Source organism: Lentzea alba, from assembly GCF_047445655.1.
Taxonomy (GTDB): domain Bacteria; phylum Actinomycetota; class Actinomycetes; order Mycobacteriales; family Pseudonocardiaceae; genus Lentzea; species Lentzea alba_A.
In genome coordinates this window covers 79,106-97,395 of the sequence record NZ_JAJAEG010000027.1, presented here as the reverse complement: position 1 = coordinate 97,395, position 18,290 = coordinate 79,106, and the positions used below count along the sequence as shown (strand labels likewise).

The window sequence follows — 18,290 nt, the reverse complement described above, 5'->3', positions numbered from 1 at the left end:
CGGATCTCCGCCGAGGAAGGATCGACATGACCCCGTCACAGGCACCCGTGCGGGCACTGCTCACGAACGGAACAGCCGTGACCGTCCGGGAGCTGGGGCCTGAGGACGTGTCGGCGCTGCTGGAGCTGCACCGGTCGTTGCCGGTCGAGGACCAGTACCTGCGGTTCTTCAGCACTTCACCGCGACAGCTCGAGGACTTCGTGCAGCGGATGGTGTCCCCTGACGTACCGCGCCACGTGGTGCTGGGCGCCCTGCGAGGCGACCGGCTGCTGGGTGCGGCGAGCTACGTCGTGCTCGGCGACACCGACTGCGCGGAGGTCGCGCTGGTCGTGTCGCACACCGAGCAGACCCATGGCATCGGCACGCTGCTGCTCGAACACCTGGTCTCCCTGGCCCGCGGCCGCGGCGTGCGCCGGTTCAAGGCGGAAGTCCTCGCGATGAACTTCCGGATGCTGCGGGTGTTCACCGACATGGGTCTGGTGTGGACGGTCGTGCCGGACGGCGACGTCGTACACGTGGACCTCGGCCTGGAGGCCTGCGACCGCTATCTCGACGCCGTCGCCGAACGCGAGGCCGTCGCCGACGTCGCGAGCCTCACGCACGTGCTGCGCCCGGGATCCATCGCCGTCGTCGGCGCGAGCCGGTCGCCGGACTCGGTTGGCCACGCGGTGCTGCGGAACCTGGTGGAGGCGAACTTCACCGGTGATCTGTACGCGGTGAACCCGCACGCGAAGTCCGTCGCCAACGTCGACTGCTACGCCTCGGTGACCGCGCTGCCCGAACCACCGGAGCTCGCTGTGCTGTGCGTGCCGGCCAAGGCCGTGCCCGGCGTGGCCGACGAGTGCGGGCGCCGCGGCGTGCGCGCCCTGGTCGTCATTTCGTCCGGTGTGGACGCTGACGAGCTGATGAAGGTCATGCGCGGCCACGACATGCGGCTGGTCGGCCCGAACTGCCTGGGTGTGTCGACGAGCTCGCCCGCGGTCCGGATGAACGCCACCTTCGCCGCCCACAGCACCCTCGCGGGCGACATCGCGCTGGTCACCCAGTCCGGCGGCATCGCGATCGGCGTGCAGGAGGAGCTGCGGCGCCTGGGCCTCGGGCTGTCGAGCCTGGTGTCGACCGGCGACAAGCTCGACGTCAGCGGCAACGACCTGCTGATGTGGTGCGAACACGACCAGGAGACCCGGTTCGTGGCGCTGTACCTGGAATCCTTCGGCAACCCGCGCAAGTTCGGCCGGGTGGCCCGGCGCGTCACCCGCGAGAAGCCGGTGCTCGCGATCCGGTCCGCCACCAGTGAGGCAGGACAGCGCGCCGCCGCTTCGCACACCGCCTCGACGGCGACGCCCTCGGTCACCAGGGACGCGCTGTTCCGCCAGGCCGGGGTGATCGCGGTGGACAGCGTGCCGGAGCTCACCGACGTGCTGATGGCCCTGAGCTGGCAACCGCTGCCGGAAGGCCGCTCTGTCGCCGTGCTGAGCAACGCCGGCGGGCTCGGCGTCCTGGCAGCGGACGCGTGTGTGCGCGAGGGACTGCACGTGGCGGAGTTCTCCGACCAGACGGTCGCCGCGTTGCGAAAACTGGTGCCTCCGGCCGCGAGCGCGCACAACCCGGTGGACACGACCGCTGTCGTGGACGACGCGACGTTCGCCAGGTGCCTGGACGTCATCGGAGCCGATCCCGCCGTCGACGCCGTGATCACGGTGACCGTGCCGACCGCGCTCGGCGACCCCACCGGGGGAGTGCACCGCGTCGAGGGCAAGCCCGTGCTGGCCGTGCGCACGGGTCAGACCGAACGCCTCGCGGACGAGGTGCCCTGCTACGCCGAACCCGCCCGCGCGGCCGCCGCGCTCGCCAGGCTGGCCGAGCGCGCGGAATGGCTCGCCCGGCCCGCGGAGTTCCCCGAGCTGGACGGCGTGGACCTGACCACCGCGCAGGCGATCGTGGCTCGCCGCGGCGAGGGGTGGCTCACGCCGGACGAGGTCGTGACGCTGCTCAAGGCGTTCGACCTGCCGGTGCTCGGCGGCACGTTCACCACGACGGCCGAGCACGCGGTGTCGGCGCAACGCGCGTACGACGCCCCGGTAGCGCTCAAGGCCGTGGCCGACGACCTGCTGCACAAGAGCAAGGGTGGCGGTGTCGAACTCGGTGTCGCCGACGCCGCCGGTGTGGCGGAAGCGTTCCACGCATTTCAGGAACGCTTCGGCGACCGGTTGCGCGGCGTGTTCGTGCAGCCGATGGCCGACGGCGGGAGGGAACTCCTCGTCGGTGTGGCCACCGACGAGAAGTTCGGCCCGCTCGTCGTGACGGGACTGGGCGGCGTGGACACCGACGTCATCGACGACAGGGCGGCCGCGCTGGCGCCACTGTCCACAACGGACGCGGACGGCCTGCTGCACAGCTTCCGCGCGGCCGGTGCCGCGCTGGCGGACGCCGACAAGGAATCCGTGCGCGACGTCCTGCTGCGGGTCGCCGCCCTCGCTGCGGCACTGCCGGAGGTCGTCGAGCTCGACATCAACCCGCTCGTCGTGTCGGAGAAGGGATGCCTGGTGGTGGACGCCAGGGTCCGCGTCGCTCCGGCACGGCCGACCGACCCGTTCCTGCGGCGGTTGCGGACCAGCTGACAACACGAGACGAGGAGATCGAGATGAGCACGAAATCAGACCCGATCGTGGTGGGCGTGGACGGGACGCCGGCGTCGGACCGCGCACTCGTGTGGGCGGTGGACGAGGCGGTCACGCGCGGTTGCCCACTGCACGTCGTCAACGCCTGGCAGTACGAGGCGTTGGTCGACTGGACGGAGACCTCCGCGCAGCGCGAGCAGGCCGCGTCCGAGCAGTTGGTCGAGCAGGCGCTGCAGCGCGCGTTGCAGGGCAGGACCGACCAGCCGGAGATCGTGCGGCGCAGCCTGCGCGGTGACGCGGCCGAGGTGCTGGAGGCGGCGTCGGAGGGCGCGGCGATGCTGGTCGTCGCCTCGCACACCGACCACCGGATCCGGCAGATGATCCTGGGCTCGACCAGCATGCACGTCGTGCACCACGCGCACGCTCCGGTGGTGGTGATCCCGGTGACCGACCGCGAGCACGCGGAGAGCACGCGATGAAGGCACGAGACCTGGTCGCGCGACCCCTCATCACCGTGGGGCCGCGCGACTTCGCCCGCCACGCCGAGGGCTTGATGGACGACTTCGGCCTCACGATGCTGCCGGTCGTCGACGAGGGCGTCTTCCTCGGCGTGGTGACCAAGGCCGGCTGCCGGCGTGGCGACGAGGACGCTCCCAAGGTCGAGCGGGTCATGTCGCAGCCGGAGCTGACGGTCGGGCCCGACTTCGACGTCGAGACGCTGTTCGACGCGATGACCCGCTACGAGGCGATCTGCGTGCCGGTCCTGGACCAGCGACAGGTCGTCGGCGTGGTCACCCGTCTCGACGTGCTGCGGGCGCTCAGCCACGACGATCCGCACCTGAGGGTGGACCATGCCGGTCACCGCGCCTGACCGCGAGGACGTCGTCCACCACGGACTGCCGGTGGCCGAGGTCGTCCTGCTCGCCGAGACCGATTCCGGCGCCGGGCTCTCGACCGCCCAGTGGCGGCAGCGGCTCGCCCAGCTCGGCCCCAACGTGCTGCCGGCACGCCGAGGGCCGGGCTGGGTGGTGCGGCTGCTCGGGCAGCTGAACCACCCGCTCATCTACGTGTTGCTCGCGGCCGCGACGATCACCGCCGTCCTCGGCGAGGTCGTGGACGCGTCGGTGGTGTTCGGCGTGGTCGTGGTGAACGCCATCATCGGGTTCGTCCAGGAAGCGCGCGCCGAACGTGCACTGGACGCGCTGACCGAGATGGTGCGCACCGAGGTCACCGTCGTGCGCGACGGACTCACCGCGCGCGTTCCCTCGGCGGAGCTCGTGCCGGGCGACCTGGTCGTGCTGGAGGCGGGGGACCAGGTCGGCGCCGATCTGCGGCTGATGTCCACGAAGGAACTTCGTGTCGACGAGTCGACGTTGACCGGGGAGTCCGTGCCGGTGACGAAGAACCCGGTGGCGCTGCCGTCGGACACCGCACTGGCCGATCGCGCCAACATGGCCTACTCCGGCACGCTGGTGACCGCGGGCGGCGGACGTGGCGTCGTGGTCGCGACCGGTGCGGACACCGAGATCGGCCGGGTGCACCGCCTGGTGAGCACGACCACGACCGTGCAGACCCCGCTGACCCGCAAGCTCGCGCACTTCAGCCAGGTGCTGACCGTGGTGATCCTCGCGCTCGCGGCGGTCAGCGTCGTGGTCGGCCTGCTGCGCGGCGAACCGTTCGCCGAGATGGTCACCGCCGCTGTCGCTCTTGCCGTCGGCGCGATCCCGGAAGGACTGCCCGCCGCGGTCACCGTGACGCTCGCGATCGGGGTGGCGCGGATGGCGCGGCGCAACGCGATCATCCGGCGGCTGCCCGCCGTGGAGACGTTGGGCAGCACCACGGTCATCTGCACGGACAAGACAGGAACCTTGACGGCCAACGCGATGACTGTCGGCACGGTCATCGCGGGCGACACGCGGTACGAGGTGTCCGGCATCGGGTACGACCCGAGTGGAACCGTTGCGCCGCCGGTGACTCCTGCGTTGCGCGAGTGTCTGCTGGCGGGGCTGGCGTGCAACGACGCGCGGATCGTCGAGGAGGACGGACGCTGGTTGCCGGTCGGTGATCCGACCGAGGCCGCGCTCGTGGTGGTGGCGCGCAAGGCCGGGCTCTCCGAGGCCGACGTGCCGGAGCGGGTGGACGCGTTGCCGTTCAGCTCGGAGCGCCTGTTCATGGCGACCCGGCACGCGAACGACGTGGTGTACGTGAAAGGCGCGGTCGAACGGGTACTCGCGCTGGCGGGGCTCGACCACAGCGCCGAGGCCGAGGAACTGGCCCACGCCGGCCTGCGAGTGCTGGCGATCGGTCGCGCGGCGGGCGTGGAGCTGTCCGAGGAAGCCCTGCAGGGCAACGTGGAGCTGCTGGGCGTCGTCGCGATGCACGATCCCGCGCGTCCAGAGGCGATCGAGGCGGTGCGCGCCTGCCAGGCCGCGGGGATCGAGGTCAAGATGATCACCGGCGACCACCCGGCCACAGCGCGCTCGATCGCGGCCGAGTTCGGGATCACCTCTGTGCACGCCCGTGTGGCGCCGGAGGAGAAGCTGAGACTGGTGAAGGAGATCCAGGCCGGTGGTGACGTCGTCGCGATGACCGGCGACGGCGTGAACGACGCACCCGCGTTGAGGCGCGCGGACATCGGTGTGGCGATGGGGAAGGGCGGCACCGAGGTGGCCAAGCAGGCGGCCGACATGGTGCTGACCGACGACAACTTCGCGTCGATCCGCGCTGCCGTAGAGGAAGGGCGCGCGGTCTTCGACAACCTGCGCAAGTTCATCATCTGGACGCTGCCGACCAACATGGCCGAGGGCCTGGTGATCCTGACGGCGATCCTGCTCGGCGCGGCGCTGCCGATCCTGCCGGTGCAGATCCTGTGGATCAACATGACCACGGCCGTCGCACTGGGACTGACGCTGGCGTTCGAACCGCGTGAGTCGGACGTGATGAGCCGGCCGCCGTTGCCGCCGTCGTTGCCGCTGCTGACCAAGCAGCTCGTCGGCCGAATCCTGTTCGTCTCGGCGATTCTGCTCGCGTGCTCGTTCGGTGCCTTCCGCTGGCAGCTGTCGTCGGGCGCGTCGTTGGACGTCGCGCGCACGGTGGCGGTGAACGTGTTCGTCGGCGCTCAGATCGCCTACCTGTCCAACTGCCGGTCGCTGGAGCGGTTCCGGCCGCGCACCGGACCGAACCGGTGGTTGCTCGTCGGTGTCGCGTTGACGATCGGGCTGCAGATGCTGCTGACGTACGTGCCGTTCATGAACTCGCTCTTCCACACCGCGCCTCTCGGCTGGGAGCCCTGGCTCGTGGTGGTGGCGCTGAGCGCCGTGTCGTACGTCCTGGTGGAGCTGGAGAAGTGGTGGCACCGCAGGCGGAGGGGAGCCTGATGCAACGGCTGAACCGCGAGGTGTACGAGCAGGAACTGCTGCGGCTGCAGACGGAGCTCGTGAAGCTGCAGGAATGGGTGCGGGAGACCGGGGCGCGGCTGGTGGTGGTCTTCGAAGGCCGCGACGCCGCCGGCAAGGGCTCGGCGATCAAGCGGATCACCGAGCACCTCAACCCCCGTGTCGCGCGGATCGTGGCGCTGCCGGCGCCGAGCGAACGGGAACGCACCCAGTGGTACTTCCAGCGCTACGTGGCCAACCTGCCCGCCGCGGGGGAGATCGTGCTGCTGGACCGCAGCTGGTACAACCGCGCCGGCGTCGAGCACGTGATGGGCTACTGCACGCCGGAGGAGCACCGGCTGTTCCTGCGGCAGTGCCCGCTGTTCGAGCGGATGCTCGTCGAGGACGGGATCCTGCTGCGCAAGTACTGGTTCTCGGTCAGCGACGCCGAGCAGGAACGCCGTTTCCGCAAGCGCCTCGACGACCCGCTCAAGCGGTGGAAGCTCTCGCCGATGGACCTCGAGTCGCTGACGCGCTGGGAGGACTACTCGCGCGCCAAGGACGAGATGATGGTGCACACCGACATCGCCGATTCTCCCTGGTACGTGGTCGAAGGCGACGACAAGCGGCGCGCGCGGATCAACATGATCGCCCACCTGATCAGCACGATCGACTACCACGAGGTGACCGCGCCGCGGATCACCCTGCCCGACCGCCCGTCGTCGACGGGCTATCAGCGCACCGCACGTGCCCTGCAGACGGAGGTTCCGGATCACGCCGCGGGGCTGGTGCGAGACAACCACAACAGGAAGGTGAGGACATGACTTCGCTCGCCCGTCGTCCCGTCGGGGCACTGATCCCCGACCTCTGGGACATGTTCGAGACGTCCTGGCCGTTCTCGTCCAGGCACCCCATGCACATCGAGGACTTCGTCGAGAAGGGTGCCTACGTCGTCCGGGCGGAGCTCCCGGGACTCGACGCCACGAAGGACATCGACGTGAGCGCGGCCAACGGAGTGCTGACCATCACGGCCAAGCGGGAGGAGACCACCAAGGAACAGCACCGGACCGAGTTCCACTACGGCTCGTTCACCCGTTCCGTCACGCTGCCTGCGGGAGCGGACGCGGAGAAGATCGCCGCGAAGTACGAGAAGGGCATCCTGGAGGTGCGCGTTCCGCTGGCGGCGGCGCCGGAGGAACGCAAGATCGCGATCGATGTCCAGCCCGAATGAGCTGAACCACCGCGTGTGCACCGAGGCGGCGCACGCGTCGGTGAACGTTCCCGTCGTCACGGCGGAGGACACCGCTGACGCGGCGTTGCGCGGCCTGCTCGGCAAGCGGTTCGACAGCGCGTCCGTCCTGGCCGTGTGCCGGGGCGGCGCGCTCGTCGGGTTGCTCACCGTCGAACGGCTGCCGGCCGCGAGCCCCCAGGACCGGATCCGCGACGTCGTGGACGCCACGCCACCGGTCGTGCGGCCAGGCGCGGACCAGGAACACGTGGCCTGGCAGGAGGTGCAGCACGCGGACCCGGCCTGGCGGTCGTGGACGACGCCGGCCGGTTCGCCGGGCTGATCCCGCCGAGGCGGCGCTGCTGGAGGCGCACGACGAGGACCTCGCGCGGCTCGGAGGATTCCTGTCGTCGACGGCCTCCGCGCGTACCGCGTCGACCGAGCCCGTCGGGCGGCGGTTGTGGCATCGCCTGCCGTGGCTGCTCGTGGGACTGCTGGGCGCGCTGCTGGCGGCCGGTGTCGTGGGTGCCTACGAGGAAGTGCTGGCACGGCAGGTGCTCGTGGCGTTCTTCGTGCCCGGAGTGGTCAACATCGCGGACGCGATCGGCACGCAGACCGAGGCGCTGGTGATCCGCGGCCTGTCGGTCGGTGCCGGCATCGGGAGGGCCGAGGTGAGCGAAGTGGTGACCGGGGTGCTCATCGGTGCGGCGCTCGCCTGCCTGGCGTTCCCCGGTGATCCTGCCGGTGTGGGGTGAGCCTCGGGTGGCCTGGGGGTCGAGGTGGCGCCGCCGTGGCTGTTCCACCGGCTGGGCCGCGACCCGGCGTTCGGCTCGGGTCCACTCGCGACGGTCGTGCGGGACCTGCTGCCGGTGCTGATCTACTTCGCGATCGCGACGGCCATCGTGTGATGGGCGAAGAAGCCCTGCGCCGCGGCGAGGCTCGCGAGGCATGTGCGCACGATCTGCCGGGTCGCCGTGGTGTCCGGGGTCGTGCCGCACGACTGGCAGCGGACCAGGACGTCACCGGTCAGCTCGTCGACACCGACGGAGGCGACCGCTGAGCAGTCCCGGCACCACCGGTGGCCGGTGACCTTGATGACGTGGTCCGCGGAGTGCACGCAGTGGTGCAGCCAGCGGCGGTGCAGCCGGCACGAGATGCGTTCCAGCGGGTTCAGCCCGAGCTCCTCCGCGGCGTCCTCCTCCGTGAGCACCGCGGCGAGCCTGCGGTCCCTGACGTCCGCGTAGCGCTGCTGGTCGGCGACGAGAAGTGGCGTGGTCATCGTGGTCTCCCGGTGTCGAAGTCTGCTCCCAGGCTGCTCTTCGGCACATGCCGCCAACACCGCATCCCGACTTCGTTTCGGCGAGACCACGGGCTCATCGCCGATGCGACGAAGGACCCTGGGACCTGCCACCTCCACGCGGAAATCTTGAACCAGGAGGTGGACCACATGACCGCGAAACCGATGTCCAGATTCGTCCATCAAGCCTTCCCCGGCCGCAACCGGCTCGCGACGGCGGGTGACCGCGTCGAGGGCGCGGTGCTCGTGCTGGGGCTGGCTGTCACGTTGCTGGCGGTCCCCGTCGTGGGTGCGATGGGGTCGGAGATCTACGCGACCCAGAAGGCGCGGGTCGCCGTCGAACAGGCGACCCGGCACAAGGTCGACGCCGTGCTGATCGAGGACGCACCTGAGGCGATCGGGTCTTCCGAACGCGGCGGTGTCGTCGAGACGGCTCCCGTGCTCGCGAGGTGGCGCCTGGCGGACGGACTTGCGCGGGAGGGCGTGGTTCAGGCGCATTACGACGCGAAAGCCGGCGCCGGAGTGACGATCTGGGTCGACGAGAGCGGCACCGTGTCGGAGCCGCCGATGACCACGGAGGGCGCGGCGATCGATGCGATCGCGCTCGCCTTGATGCTGTGGAGCGGCGCAGCCGGCGCGATGGCGCTGCTCTACCTCGCCACGCGGTTCGTGCACAAGCGGATCCGGCTGTACCGATGGGCTCGTGAGTGGGAGCAGATCGCCCCGGACTGGACTGGAAGGTGAGTCGTGTGATCGTCCCGATCGGACATTCGAACGAGGTCGTCGTCGGAGTGGACGGTTCGGAGTCGGCGCAGCGCGCTGTTCGTTGGGCGGCACGGGAAGCCGATCGTCGCGGTGCCTCTCTGCGCATCGTGCACGCCGAGCTGCCCCTGCCCGCCGACGCCCTGGACATGACCGGGATGGCGCGCAGCGCGTTGCACGACGAGGCGATGGGTTGGGTGCGCGAGGCGGTCACGGGTGCCCTCGACACCGCGCCCGCGCTGGACATCACGTACCGGGTCGAGGTGAACACACCCGCCTGGCTGCTGGAGCAGGAGTCGGCGACGGCCGGACTGGTCGTCGTCGGTTCACGCGGTATGGGCGGCTTCACGGGCTTGTTGCTCGGCTCGGTAGCCGTCGCGTTGTCCTGCCGTGCGAAGTGCCCTGTGGCCGTCGTCCGGGGTGACGAGGCCGAAGGTCCCGTGGTCGTCGGGGTGAACGGCGCACCGCACAACTGGGTGGTCCTCGACCGCGCGTTCGAGGAGGCGGAGATCCGGGGCGCGTCGCTCGTCGCCGTGCACGCCTGGCACCCGCCGCTGGGCAACGAGAAGCTCGCCGAGTCGGTCGGGATCGTGTGGTCCGAGCTGCACACCGTTCGTGACGCCACGGTGGCGCAGCGGCTTGAGGCGTGCGCCGACCGGCACCCCGGTGTGCGGGTGGAGCGGCACGTGGTGCACGGGTCCGCCGCGCACCGCCTGGTCGAGTTCGCCGCGGGTGCCTCCCTGCTGGTGATCGGGTCGCACGGCACCGGCGGTCTGCGCGGAAAGCTGCTCGGCTCGACCAGCCAGGCGGTCGTCCTCCACGCCCCGTGCCCGGTCCTGCTCGTGCGGCCCGGGCTCGACGAGCAGATCGACCACGCCCGCCGCGCCGGTTGAGCCGCGCATGCGAAAGGGGAGGGCACCGCGGTGCCCTCCCCTTTCGCGGTGCCGTCACCGCAGCCAGGTGTTGGCCTTGACGAACGGCAGCTCGGCCCACCAGCGGGCAAGGCCCCACACCGCACCGGAGGCCGTCGCGGCGAGCGCGATCAGCACCAGCGCGTAGACGATGTGGTAGTCGATGAGCGGGTTGGTGGACATGGTGGCCTCGCCGGCCGAGTTGTGCTGCGCCGGCGGCCATTCGGCGGCCCACATGAGCAGCATCATCAGGGAGCCGGCGACCGCGGAGATGCGCAGGCCGATGCCGAGCACCAGCGCGACACCGATCGCGAGAAGACCGATCATGAAAAGACCGTCGGCCCACCACGTTCCGGCGATGTCGTGGAAGATGGATTCGAACGGACCCACGTTCACCCGGCTCAGGAAGCCCTTCGTGGGCGAACCACCCGAGAACCACGCGTTCTTGGCCTGAGTGGCGTAACCGAGACCGAAAGCCTTGTCGACGAACGCCCACAGGAACAGCAAGCCGGTCGCGATGCGCAGGACCGCGAGGGACAGCGCACCCGCGTCGGTGCGGGTGCGAACAGGGGCATGAACAGCGGACATCGTTACCTCCCAAGTGTTCTTCTGCTTCGAGTCTTCTCGGCCTGAACCCCGGCGGACGCGGGCCTTGGTCCCGATCCGGCCGGGACGTCACTCCTCATCGGGCCCGTCCTTCACCGTCACGGCGCCGAACATGGCCATGCCGTTGACGACCAGGACCGGGGCGTCGGCGGGAAGGTCCCCGTCCGGCGTGGTCTTGTCGTCGATACCGCCCATGAACGGCAGGCCGCCGATCGAGACCCGTGACCCTCGAGGCACCAGCACATCGACACCGCCGAACAACGCGAACGCGTCAACGGTCGCCTCGTCGTCGATGTGCGCGTGCCGCAGATCCAGCGCAGTGCCGCCGAAGAGTGCCGACGTGTCGACGTGACGCAGGTGAGGGCTGCGTTCCCTGATGGTGGCCCCGCCGAACAACGCGAACGAGCTGCGGGAGCCACGAGGCCCGCGCAGGCCCCAGAGCACGATGACGCACGACGAGGACCGCGCTCGGCAACAGCAGACCGCCGCCCGGCCAGCCGGGGTTGTTCACGAGCAGGACGAGCCCGAGCACCGTCACCACCGCGGGTCCCGCCCACACGCGGCGCTGTGCCGCCATCGGGACGACGCCGAGCCCGATGAGCGCGGTCGGCCACCACGTGCCCACCAGAGCGCCCGTGTCCAGGACGTCCATCGCGCCGAGGACGCCGAACGTGCCGAGCGCCAGCAGGACCAGGCCGATCCACAGCCGCACCGGTTTCCCGGAGAGTCCACTCTCGACAGTCACCTTCCTCTCCCTTCCACCACAACGATGTGGCCGTGCGCACGGGGAGGGCAGTGGCGTTCGGTCCTCGATGTCGGGCCGTCGGTCACTGCTTCTGGTGCGGCCCCGGTTTCACCGTGGAGGCGACGAACCGCGCAGACGTGGGAGGGAAGTCGTGAGCAATCTGGGTATGGCGATCGTGCGGCAGTACGAACGCGGTGTGGTGTTCCGGTTGGGCAAGCTGCACGGCGTGCGCGAACCGGGCTGGCGGTTCATGATCCCGTTGGCGGACAAGATGAGGAAGGTCTCCCTGCGGACGGTGACCATGCCGATCCAGTCGCAGCAGGTGATCACCAAGGACAACGTGTCGATCGGTGTCGCCGCGGTCGCCTACTTCCGCAGGGTGGACCCGGTGAAGTCGATCGTGGAGATCGAGAACGTCGAGGCGGCGATCAGCCAGATCGCCCAGACGACGGTGCGCAACGTGGTGGGGCGCACGCCGCTCGACCACGTGCTGGCCGAGACCGAGACGCTGAACGAGAAGATCAAGGAGATCCTCGACGCCACCACCGAGCGGTGGGGAGTGCTGGTCGAACTGGTGGAGCTCAAGGACATCGAGCTGCCGCAGTCGATGCAGCGCGCGATGGCGCGCGAGGCCGAGGCCGAGCGCGAGAAGCGCGGCAAGATCATCGCCGCGGAGGGCGAGGCGTTGTCGGCGGGCAAGCTCGCCGAGGCCGCCGACGTGATCGCCCGGCACCCGATCGCGCTCCAGCTGCGGAACCTGCAGGTGCTCGGGGAGATCGCGATCGAGCGCAACTCGACGATCCTGTTCCCGGCGCAACTGATGGACAGCGTCCGAGCCGTGAACACGTTCCTGGACCGGGAGATCCCGGCAGCCCGCGACCCGTTGAGTCAGATCGGCTGAGAGCAGAGCGACCGGCGCACGTGCTCGGCGAGCGCGTGCAGCCGGTCGCTGACGCGCACCCGCACCGGTGTCGGGTCGACGAGGTCCCGCGCGTGCGCCGGCAACCACGCGAGGTCCGCGGTGAACCTGTCCCGCGCGTCCTGGACCAGTTCCGCTTCAGTCCGAAGTGGACCGATGCGCCGGCCGTCGCGCACAACCGTGGTCAGCAGCGGCTCGTGATCGCGCGGGACTTCCTCGTCGTGAGCGGCGAGAACGTCCGCGGGCCTGCCCGTGGGGCGGAAGACCTGCTTGCGTCCGGGAATGCCGACCTTGCCCGCGGAGAGCTTCATCGTCGGCCTGCCGTCGAGGTCGACCAGCTTGTAGACGCTGTCGAGCGCGGGTGCGTCGGAGGAGACGCCCATGCGGGTGCCGACACCGAACACGTCGATCGGCGCGCCCGCGGCCACGAGCCGGGCGATGGAGTGCTCGTCCAGCCCGCCGCTCGCGATGATCCGGGAACCGGTCAGGCCGGCGTCGTCGAGCCGCTTGCGCGTCACCCAGGACAGGGTGTGGAGGTCACCTGAGTCGAGCCGCACGCCGACCGGCTGGTGCGCCGGCATCCGCCTGGCCACCTCGATCGCCCGGTCCACCCCGGTCAGCGTGTCGTAGGTGTCGACCAGGAAGACGCTGGAGGCGGGGAAGTCCGCGGCGAACGCCTCGAAGGCCGCGCGCTCGTCCGGGAACGCCTGCACGTAGGAGTGGGCCATCGTGCCGCTGGCCGCGAGGCCGTACCGGTCCGCGGCCGCCACGTAGCTGGTGCCCGCGAAACCCGCGATCGCGGAAGCCCTGGCCGCCGCCATCGCGGCGTCCGGGCCGTGTGTGCGACGCGCGCTGAAGTCGACGAGGTCGCGACCGGCCGCGGCGATCCGGCAGCGGGCGGCCTTGGCCGCGATCGCCGTCTGGTGGGTGACCAGGTTCAGCAACGCCGTCTCGACCAGTTGCGCCTGGGCGAGGGGAGCGGTGACCTCCAGCAGCGGTTCGCCCGCGAACACCACCCGTCCCTCCTCGACGGCACGCACTTCGCCGGTGAACCGCAGACCGGCAAGCGGTGTGACGTCGAGGCCGGTGATCCGTTCGAGGGCGGCGAGCTCGGCGTCGGTGAAGCCGAAGTCCTCGAGGAACGACAGGCAGTCGGCGAGCCCGGCGGCCACGAGGAATCCGCGCGACTGCGGCAGCGCGCGGACGAACAGGCTGAACGTCGCCGGCGCGCACATGTCCCTGCGCAGGTAGCTCAGCGCCATGCGGATCTCGTAGAGGTCGGTCCGGTTGCCACTCATGACGACGTCTCCCGGTCACCGAGCCGGACCGCCCGGCTGATCTCGGTCGCCCAGGCGACGTCCTCGGCGCCGAGCACGCCGACGAGCCTGCCGCCCTCCAGCACCGGCACGACGTTCCTGCCGGTCGTCGGCGACGCCCTGCCGATCACGTCCAGGACCGGCTCGCCGGGCCGCGCGGTCGGTACCTCCCTGGCGACGTCGGACACCCTCGTGTTCGCCCGGTCCGGTACCCGCACGAGATCGGCGATGCTCACCACACCGACCGGCGTGCCGTCGAAGGAGATCACGGGGAAGACCCGCTGGTGCCGATCCGCGGTGCAGGCGTGCAGGAAGGAGTCCGCGGTCCACCACCCCGGCGCCACCGGCGGATCCGGCGTCATCACCTCGCGCACCAGCACACCCTCCAGCTGGTGCCGCACCTGGTTGTACGACTGTTCGGCGGAAGCGGAGACGACGAGAAACGCGCCCATGAGCACGAGCCACAGCCCGGAGATCTGTCCGAGGAGCACCTCTCCCGCACCGACCACGGCCAGGACGAGGCCGAACGCGCGACCGGCGACAGAGGCCACCCGCTCGCCGCGCGCCTGGTCACCCGTGCGCCACCAGACGATCGCCCGCAGCACCCGCCCGCCGTCGAGCGGCGCGGCGGGAACCAGGTTGAACGCGGCCAGCAGCACGTTGGCGGCGGCGAGCCAGATCAGCGGCGACACCACCAGCGCCGGCCCGCCGGCCGCGTTCAGAGCCGTCGCGGCGACGCCGGCGACCACGGCGGTGACCGCACTGGCACCTGGTCCCGCCAGTGCGACCAGGAGGTCCGCCCGCGGCGTCGGCGGTGGTTCGGTGAGCTCCGTGGCCCCGCCGAGCAGCCACAGGTCGATGCGACGCACTCCGACACCGAACCGTTTCGCGACGAGCGCGTGCATCAGCTCGTGGCCCAGCAACGACAACATGAACGCCATCGCGGCGAGCACCCCGACCAGCCAATAGCTCACCGGCGAGTACCCCGGTGCGGTGGCGGGCAGGAACGACACGGCCACGACCTGTGCGATGAGCAGGACGACGACCAGGGTCGACCAGTGCGCGCCCACTGCGACGCCCCGGTAGCGGCCGAGCGGAACGGTGCGCAGAAGTGTGTTCATGCGCTCCAGCGTCTCGGCCGGCGTCCCCGCCAGGCAGAGCCTCAGGTCTCACCCGAGTGCGGCGATGGTCCCGGCACGGTCACCACGTTGGGATCTGCGTCACACCCCGGCCCGAAGAGCAGCCTTACCTCACCACGAAGGGCAAGTGCGGGAAGGGGAAGTCAGATGAGCATCCACGGATACACCGCCAGGCACCGGGCCATGTTGCAGGCGGTCGCGGAAGGCCGCGCCGAGCTGATGGGCGGCCGCGCCCCCAGTCTGTCCGTGGACGGACTCTGGTGCGACTTCACCGCCACGAATGACCTGTACGCTGCGGGACTGGTTGCGGCGGCATCGCAATCCCAGGCGGGGGCGCGGGTTCCGGCGATCCTCACGTCGATCGGCAGGCAGGTTCTCGGCACGCTGGTGGCTGCCTGATCACCTGGCCTGCCTCACTGGTTCTGGCTGCGCAGCTTGACGATCCGAGCGGCGACGAAGAGCGCCGCGACGACGACCGCGCCCAGGGTGGCGATCAGGCGGTTGACGTCGATCGCGGGCTGCCACGTCACGTGCCCGTCGCTGATGACGTAAGCGCCAGCCGGTTTCGCACTGATCCCGAAGCCGCCGCCCTCACCCTCCTGCCCCTTCTCGTCGCGACCGGTGCCGCCACCGGTGCCACCGGCCACAATCGCGGCAGGGATGATCGTGACCCCGTTCTTCTCGTACGGCTCGGCGTAGACCTTCTTGGCGTCCACCGAGTCCTTGACGTTCGCGATCAGTTCGTCGATCTTCATCACGGCTCCTGGTTCGTGTTCGGCTGCGATCCAGCGTCTGCCGTCAGGACCAGCGCTGACAGGGTCCTTCGGTTCCGCGCGGTGGTGTCGCAAGCCCCTCCGCCGCCACAGGCCGGATCCCTAGCTTCGAACCATGACAGCAGCAATCGCCTTGTCCGGCCTGCGAAAGTCGTTCGGCCGGACCACCGCACTCGACGGACTGGACCTGACCGTCCGCGCGGGAGAGGTGCACGGTCTGCTCGGGCCCAACGGCGCGGGGAAGACGACCACGTTGCGCATCCTGCTCGGACTGCTGCGCGCCGACGGCGGCACCGCCACCGTGCTCGGTGGCGATCCGTGGCGCGACATCGCGACACTGCACCGGCGGCTGGCCTACGTGCCGGGCGACGTGACGTTGTGGCCGAACCTCACCGGTGGTGAGGTCATCGATCTGCTCGGCAGGCTGCGCGGCGGCATCAACACCACCCGCAGGACGAAGCTGATCGAACGCTTCGAGTTCGACCCGACGAAGAAGGGCCGCGCGTACTCGTCGGGCAACCGGCAGAAGGTCGCGCTGATCGCCGCGCTGGCCAGTGACGTCGAGCTGTTGCTGCTGGACGAGCCCACCGCTGGGCTGGATCCGTTGATGCAGGCCGTTTTCGAGGACTGCGTGGCCGAGATCCGCGCGGAGGGCCGCACGGTGCTGCTCAGCAGCCACGTCCTCGCCGAGGTCGAGAAGGTCTGTGACCGGGTGAGCATCATCCGCCACGGCAAGCTGGTGGAAAGCGGCTCGCTCACGGAACTGCGCCACCTCACCCGGACCTCCGTCGAGGCGGATCTGGTCAGCCCGCCGGACGGCGTCGTCAGGCTGCCCGGTGTGCACGAGGCGCACGTCTCCGGAACGCATCTTCGTTGTCAGGTGGACACAGACCAGCTCGATCCCGTGCTGCAGGCGTTGACCGGGTTCGGCGTGCGCGGCCTGATGTGCCGGCCACCGACGCTGGAGGAGTTGTTCCTGCGCCATTACGAGGTGAACCGGTGAACGCGCTGTCGGGCACGGGCACGCTCGTCCGGCTCGCGCTGCGGCGTGACCGGGTGCTGCTGCCGGTCTGGATCGCGGTGTTCGTCCTGGTGGCCGTGACGTCGGCTGCGGCGACGAAGGGCCTGTTCCCCACGGTGGACTCCGTGGTGCAGGCGGCATCCGTCATGAACGGCACGCCCGCGCTGGTCGCGGTGTACGGCCGGATCTACGACCCGACTTCGCTCGGCGCGCTGGCGATGCTGAAGGCGCTGGGGACCGGCGCGGTGATCGTCGGAATCCTGTCGATCGTGCTCGTGGTGCGGCACACCCGCGCCGAGGAGGACGCCGGACGGCTCGAACTCGTCGGGTCCGGCGTAGTCGGCCGCTGGGCACCGCTGACCGCCGCATTGGCGGTCGTCGTCGGTGCGGACATCGTGCTCGGGCTGCTGACGGCGGTCGCGGTGGCGGCTTCAGGTCTGCCCGTCGCCGGATCGATGGTCTTCGGCCTGGCCTGGACGAGCGTCGGCATCGCGTTCGCGTGCATCGCGGCCGTGGCGGTGCAGCTCGTGCGAACCGCACGAGCCGCCATCGGCCTGTCGATGGCCCTGCTGGGTGTGGTGTTCCTGCTGCGCGCGGCGGGGGACACCGCGGACGTGGCCGGACCGAGGTGGCTGTCCTGGCTGTCGCCGCTCGGGTGGGGACAGCAGTTCCGCCCGTACGCCGGCAACCGGTGGTGGGTCCTCGTGATCACCCTCGTCTTCGCGGCCGTCCTCACCGCGGTGGCCTATCTGCTCGTCTCACGCCGCGACCACGGCGCGGGGGTGTTCCCCGAACGCCTCGGGCCCGCCACCGCGGCGCCGTCGCTGCGAGGACCGCTCTCGCTGGCCTGGCGGCTGCACCGGGGAGCGCTGCTGGGCTGGACCATCGGGTTCGTGACGTACGGCCTGATGGTGGGCAGCGTCGCGGGCAGCATCGGCTCCATGATGGGCAGCGCCGAGTCCCAGGAGATGCTCCTCAAGCTCGGTGGCCGGGACGTGCTGACGGACGCGGTGTTCGCCGCCATGTTCGGACTGCTGGCCGTCATCGCGTCTGCGTACGGGGTGCAGACCTCGATGCGCCTGCACGCCGAAGAGGTGGCCGGCCGGGCGGACCCCGTGCTCGCCACGACGGTGAGCCGTGCGCGGTGGGCGATGAGTCACGCCTGGATCGCTCTCGCAGGCACAGCGCTTCTGCTCGTGAGCGCTGGATTTGCGGCTGGCGTGATGCACGCGGTGCAGACCGGTGACGCGGGCCAGGTGGGTCGTGTTCTCTCCGGTGCGCTGGTGCAGGTGCCCGCCGCGTGGGTGCTGACCGGTGTCGTGGTCGCCTTGTTCGGCGTTGCGTCGAGGCTGGCCGCAACGGGCTGGGCGGTGCTGGTGACGTTCCTGTTGTTCGGCGACCTCGGATCGCTGCTGGAGCTCGACCAGTGGCTGATGGACTTCTCGCCGTTCGCCCACGTGCCGCGCATGCCGGGCGGGACCGTCACGGCGGCGCCGCTGGTGTGGCTGGTGGTCGTGGCCGCCGCGCTGACAGCCGCTGGACTGACCGCGTTGAGGCGCCGGGACGTGGGGTGAGCGC

22 protein-coding genes are annotated in these 18,290 nt (G+C 70.4%); 15 read left to right on the top strand and 7 right to left on the bottom strand.

What is annotated here, in order from left to right; genetic code table 11:
- The first annotated feature begins 26 nt into the window (after positions 1-26).
- The 9 genes from LFM09_RS36380 (at position 27) to LFM09_RS36340 (ending at position 8,131) form a co-directional block, all read left to right on the top strand.
- On the top strand, positions 27-2,621 hold the full coding sequence (locus tag LFM09_RS36380) for a GNAT family N-acetyltransferase (RefSeq protein WP_414101142.1): 2,595 nt from the start codon (positions 27-29) through the stop codon (positions 2,619-2,621).
- Positions 2,622-2,644: 23 nt separating this feature from the next.
- Positions 2,645-3,100, top strand: coding sequence for a universal stress protein (locus LFM09_RS36375; protein ID WP_414101141.1), 456 nt, complete (start codon positions 2,645-2,647; stop codon positions 3,098-3,100).
- The gene (locus tag LFM09_RS36370; RefSeq protein WP_414101140.1) at positions 3,097-3,492 is read left to right on the top strand and encodes an HPP family protein; all 396 of its coding nucleotides are present in this window, start codon (positions 3,097-3,099) and stop codon (positions 3,490-3,492) included. Before LFM09_RS36375 ends, LFM09_RS36370 begins: the two co-directional genes overlap by 4 nt.
- Positions 3,473-5,998: a cation-translocating P-type ATPase gene (locus LFM09_RS36365; RefSeq protein ID WP_414101139.1), complete on the top strand. Its 2,526-nt coding sequence runs from the start codon at positions 3,473-3,475 to the stop codon at positions 5,996-5,998. Before LFM09_RS36370 ends, LFM09_RS36365 begins: the two co-directional genes overlap by 20 nt.
- Complete coding sequence (gene ppk2, locus LFM09_RS36360) at positions 5,998-6,819, top strand: polyphosphate kinase 2 (protein WP_414101138.1); 822 nt, start codon at positions 5,998-6,000, stop codon at positions 6,817-6,819. The genes LFM09_RS36365 and ppk2 overlap by 1 nt, the downstream gene beginning before the upstream one ends.
- On the top strand, positions 6,816-7,226 hold the full coding sequence (locus LFM09_RS36355; protein ID WP_414101137.1) for an Hsp20/alpha crystallin family protein: 411 nt from the start codon (positions 6,816-6,818) through the stop codon (positions 7,224-7,226). Before ppk2 ends, LFM09_RS36355 begins: the two co-directional genes overlap by 4 nt.
- Positions 7,210-7,566, top strand: coding sequence for a hypothetical protein (locus tag LFM09_RS36350; protein WP_414101136.1), 357 nt, complete (start codon positions 7,210-7,212; stop codon positions 7,564-7,566). The genes LFM09_RS36355 and LFM09_RS36350 overlap by 17 nt, the downstream gene beginning before the upstream one ends.
- A 142-nt stretch (positions 7,567-7,708) precedes the next feature.
- The gene (locus LFM09_RS36345; RefSeq protein ID WP_414101135.1) at positions 7,709-7,978 is read left to right on the top strand and encodes a hypothetical protein; all 270 of its coding nucleotides are present in this window, start codon (positions 7,709-7,711) and stop codon (positions 7,976-7,978) included.
- Positions 7,979-8,002: 24 nt separating this feature from the next.
- Positions 8,003-8,131, top strand: coding sequence for a magnesium transporter (locus LFM09_RS36340; protein ID WP_414101134.1), 129 nt, complete (start codon positions 8,003-8,005; stop codon positions 8,129-8,131).
- On the opposite strand, the gene LFM09_RS36335 is transcribed toward LFM09_RS36340, so the two are convergent.
- Complete coding sequence (locus LFM09_RS36335; RefSeq protein ID WP_414101133.1) at positions 8,101-8,502, bottom strand: hypothetical protein; 402 nt, start codon at positions 8,500-8,502, stop codon at positions 8,101-8,103. The genes LFM09_RS36340 and LFM09_RS36335 overlap by 31 nt on opposite strands.
- Before the next feature lie 168 nt (positions 8,503-8,670).
- Between LFM09_RS36335 and LFM09_RS36330 the strand changes: the two genes are divergently transcribed.
- On the top strand, positions 8,671-9,264 hold the full coding sequence (locus tag LFM09_RS36330; RefSeq protein WP_414101132.1) for a hypothetical protein: 594 nt from the start codon (positions 8,671-8,673) through the stop codon (positions 9,262-9,264).
- A gap of 5 nt (positions 9,265-9,269) precedes the next feature.
- Complete coding sequence (locus LFM09_RS36325; protein ID WP_414101131.1) at positions 9,270-10,175, top strand: universal stress protein; 906 nt, start codon at positions 9,270-9,272, stop codon at positions 10,173-10,175.
- Between the two features lie 54 nt (positions 10,176-10,229).
- Here the strand turns inward: LFM09_RS36325 and LFM09_RS36320 are convergent, their stop codons facing one another.
- The 3 genes from LFM09_RS36320 to LFM09_RS36310 all read right to left on the bottom strand — a co-directional run bounded on the left by LFM09_RS36320 (position 10,230) and on the right by LFM09_RS36310 (position 11,544).
- Positions 10,230-10,781, bottom strand: coding sequence for a hypothetical protein (locus LFM09_RS36320; protein ID WP_414101130.1), 552 nt, complete (start codon positions 10,779-10,781; stop codon positions 10,230-10,232).
- A gap of 87 nt (positions 10,782-10,868) precedes the next feature.
- A complete protein-coding gene (locus LFM09_RS36315; protein WP_414101129.1) occupies positions 10,869-11,042 on the bottom strand; it encodes a hypothetical protein in 174 nt (57 codons plus the stop codon).
- Between the two features lie 28 nt (positions 11,043-11,070).
- Positions 11,071-11,544, bottom strand: coding sequence for a LiaF transmembrane domain-containing protein (locus LFM09_RS36310; RefSeq protein ID WP_414101128.1), 474 nt, complete (start codon positions 11,542-11,544; stop codon positions 11,071-11,073).
- 151 nt (positions 11,545-11,695) lie between these two features.
- Between LFM09_RS36310 and LFM09_RS36305 the strand changes: the two genes are divergently transcribed.
- Complete coding sequence (locus LFM09_RS36305) at positions 11,696-12,445, top strand: slipin family protein (protein WP_414101127.1); 750 nt, start codon at positions 11,696-11,698, stop codon at positions 12,443-12,445.
- On the opposite strand, the gene LFM09_RS36300 is transcribed toward LFM09_RS36305, so the two are convergent.
- Positions 12,433-13,761 carry a nicotinate phosphoribosyltransferase gene (locus tag LFM09_RS36300; RefSeq protein ID WP_414101126.1) on the bottom strand — a complete coding sequence of 443 codons (1,329 nt, stop codon included), beginning with the start codon at positions 13,759-13,761 and terminating at the stop codon, positions 12,433-12,435. The two genes, LFM09_RS36305 and LFM09_RS36300, sit on opposite strands and share 13 nt — an antisense overlap.
- Positions 13,758-14,900, bottom strand: coding sequence for a site-2 protease family protein (locus tag LFM09_RS36295; protein ID WP_414101125.1), 1,143 nt, complete (start codon positions 14,898-14,900; stop codon positions 13,758-13,760). The genes LFM09_RS36300 and LFM09_RS36295 overlap by 4 nt, the downstream gene beginning before the upstream one ends.
- Before the next feature lie 165 nt (positions 14,901-15,065).
- Between LFM09_RS36295 and LFM09_RS36290 the strand changes: the two genes are divergently transcribed.
- Entirely contained in the window at positions 15,066-15,317 is a 252-nt protein-coding gene (locus LFM09_RS36290; protein WP_414101124.1) for a hypothetical protein, read from the top strand.
- 14 nt (positions 15,318-15,331) lie between these two features.
- Here LFM09_RS36290 and LFM09_RS36285 read toward each other — a convergent pair whose 3' ends face one another.
- Positions 15,332-15,673: a spore germination protein GerW family protein gene (locus LFM09_RS36285; protein WP_414101123.1), complete on the bottom strand. Its 342-nt coding sequence runs from the start codon at positions 15,671-15,673 to the stop codon at positions 15,332-15,334.
- 133 nt (positions 15,674-15,806) lie between these two features.
- Here LFM09_RS36285 and LFM09_RS36280 point away from each other — a divergent pair, with 133 nt between their 5' ends.
- The gene (locus tag LFM09_RS36280) at positions 15,807-16,694 is read left to right on the top strand and encodes an ATP-binding cassette domain-containing protein (RefSeq protein WP_414101122.1); all 888 of its coding nucleotides are present in this window, start codon (positions 15,807-15,809) and stop codon (positions 16,692-16,694) included.
- Positions 16,691-18,286 carry an ABC transporter permease gene (locus tag LFM09_RS36275; RefSeq protein ID WP_414101121.1) on the top strand — a complete coding sequence of 532 codons (1,596 nt, stop codon included), beginning with the start codon at positions 16,691-16,693 and terminating at the stop codon, positions 18,284-18,286. Before LFM09_RS36280 ends, LFM09_RS36275 begins: the two co-directional genes overlap by 4 nt.
- Positions 18,287-18,290: the final 4 nt, after the last annotated feature.

Coding starts and splice junctions, on each gene's coding strand:
- LFM09_RS36370 (WP_414101140.1), top strand. CDS start 3,097: ATGAAGGCACGAGACCTGGTCGCGCGACCCCTCATCACCGTGGGGCCG.
- LFM09_RS36375 (WP_414101141.1), top strand. CDS start 2,645: ATGAGCACGAAATCAGACCCGATCGTGGTGGGCGTGGACGGGACGCCG.
- LFM09_RS36300 (WP_414101126.1), bottom strand. CDS start 13,761: ATGAGTGGCAACCGGACCGACCTCTACGAGATCCGCATGGCGCTGAGC.
- LFM09_RS36330 (WP_414101132.1), top strand. CDS start 8,671: ATGACCGCGAAACCGATGTCCAGATTCGTCCATCAAGCCTTCCCCGGC.
- LFM09_RS36320 (WP_414101130.1), bottom strand. CDS start 10,781: ATGTCCGCTGTTCATGCCCCTGTTCGCACCCGCACCGACGCGGGTGCG.
- LFM09_RS36280 (WP_414101122.1), top strand. CDS start 15,807: ATGACAGCAGCAATCGCCTTGTCCGGCCTGCGAAAGTCGTTCGGCCGG.
- LFM09_RS36335 (WP_414101133.1), bottom strand. CDS start 8,502: ATGACCACGCCACTTCTCGTCGCCGACCAGCAGCGCTACGCGGACGTC.
- LFM09_RS36350 (WP_414101136.1), top strand. CDS start 7,210: ATGTCCAGCCCGAATGAGCTGAACCACCGCGTGTGCACCGAGGCGGCG.
- LFM09_RS36290 (WP_414101124.1), top strand. CDS start 15,066: ATGAGCATCCACGGATACACCGCCAGGCACCGGGCCATGTTGCAGGCG.
- LFM09_RS36365 (WP_414101139.1), top strand. CDS start 3,473: ATGCCGGTCACCGCGCCTGACCGCGAGGACGTCGTCCACCACGGACTG.
- LFM09_RS36295 (WP_414101125.1), bottom strand. CDS start 14,900: ATGAACACACTTCTGCGCACCGTTCCGCTCGGCCGCTACCGGGGCGTC.
- ppk2 (WP_414101138.1), top strand. CDS start 5,998: ATGCAACGGCTGAACCGCGAGGTGTACGAGCAGGAACTGCTGCGGCTG.
- LFM09_RS36380 (WP_414101142.1), top strand. CDS start 27: ATGACCCCGTCACAGGCACCCGTGCGGGCACTGCTCACGAACGGAACA.
- LFM09_RS36285 (WP_414101123.1), bottom strand. CDS start 15,673: ATGAAGATCGACGAACTGATCGCGAACGTCAAGGACTCGGTGGACGCC.
- LFM09_RS36355 (WP_414101137.1), top strand. CDS start 6,816: ATGACTTCGCTCGCCCGTCGTCCCGTCGGGGCACTGATCCCCGACCTC.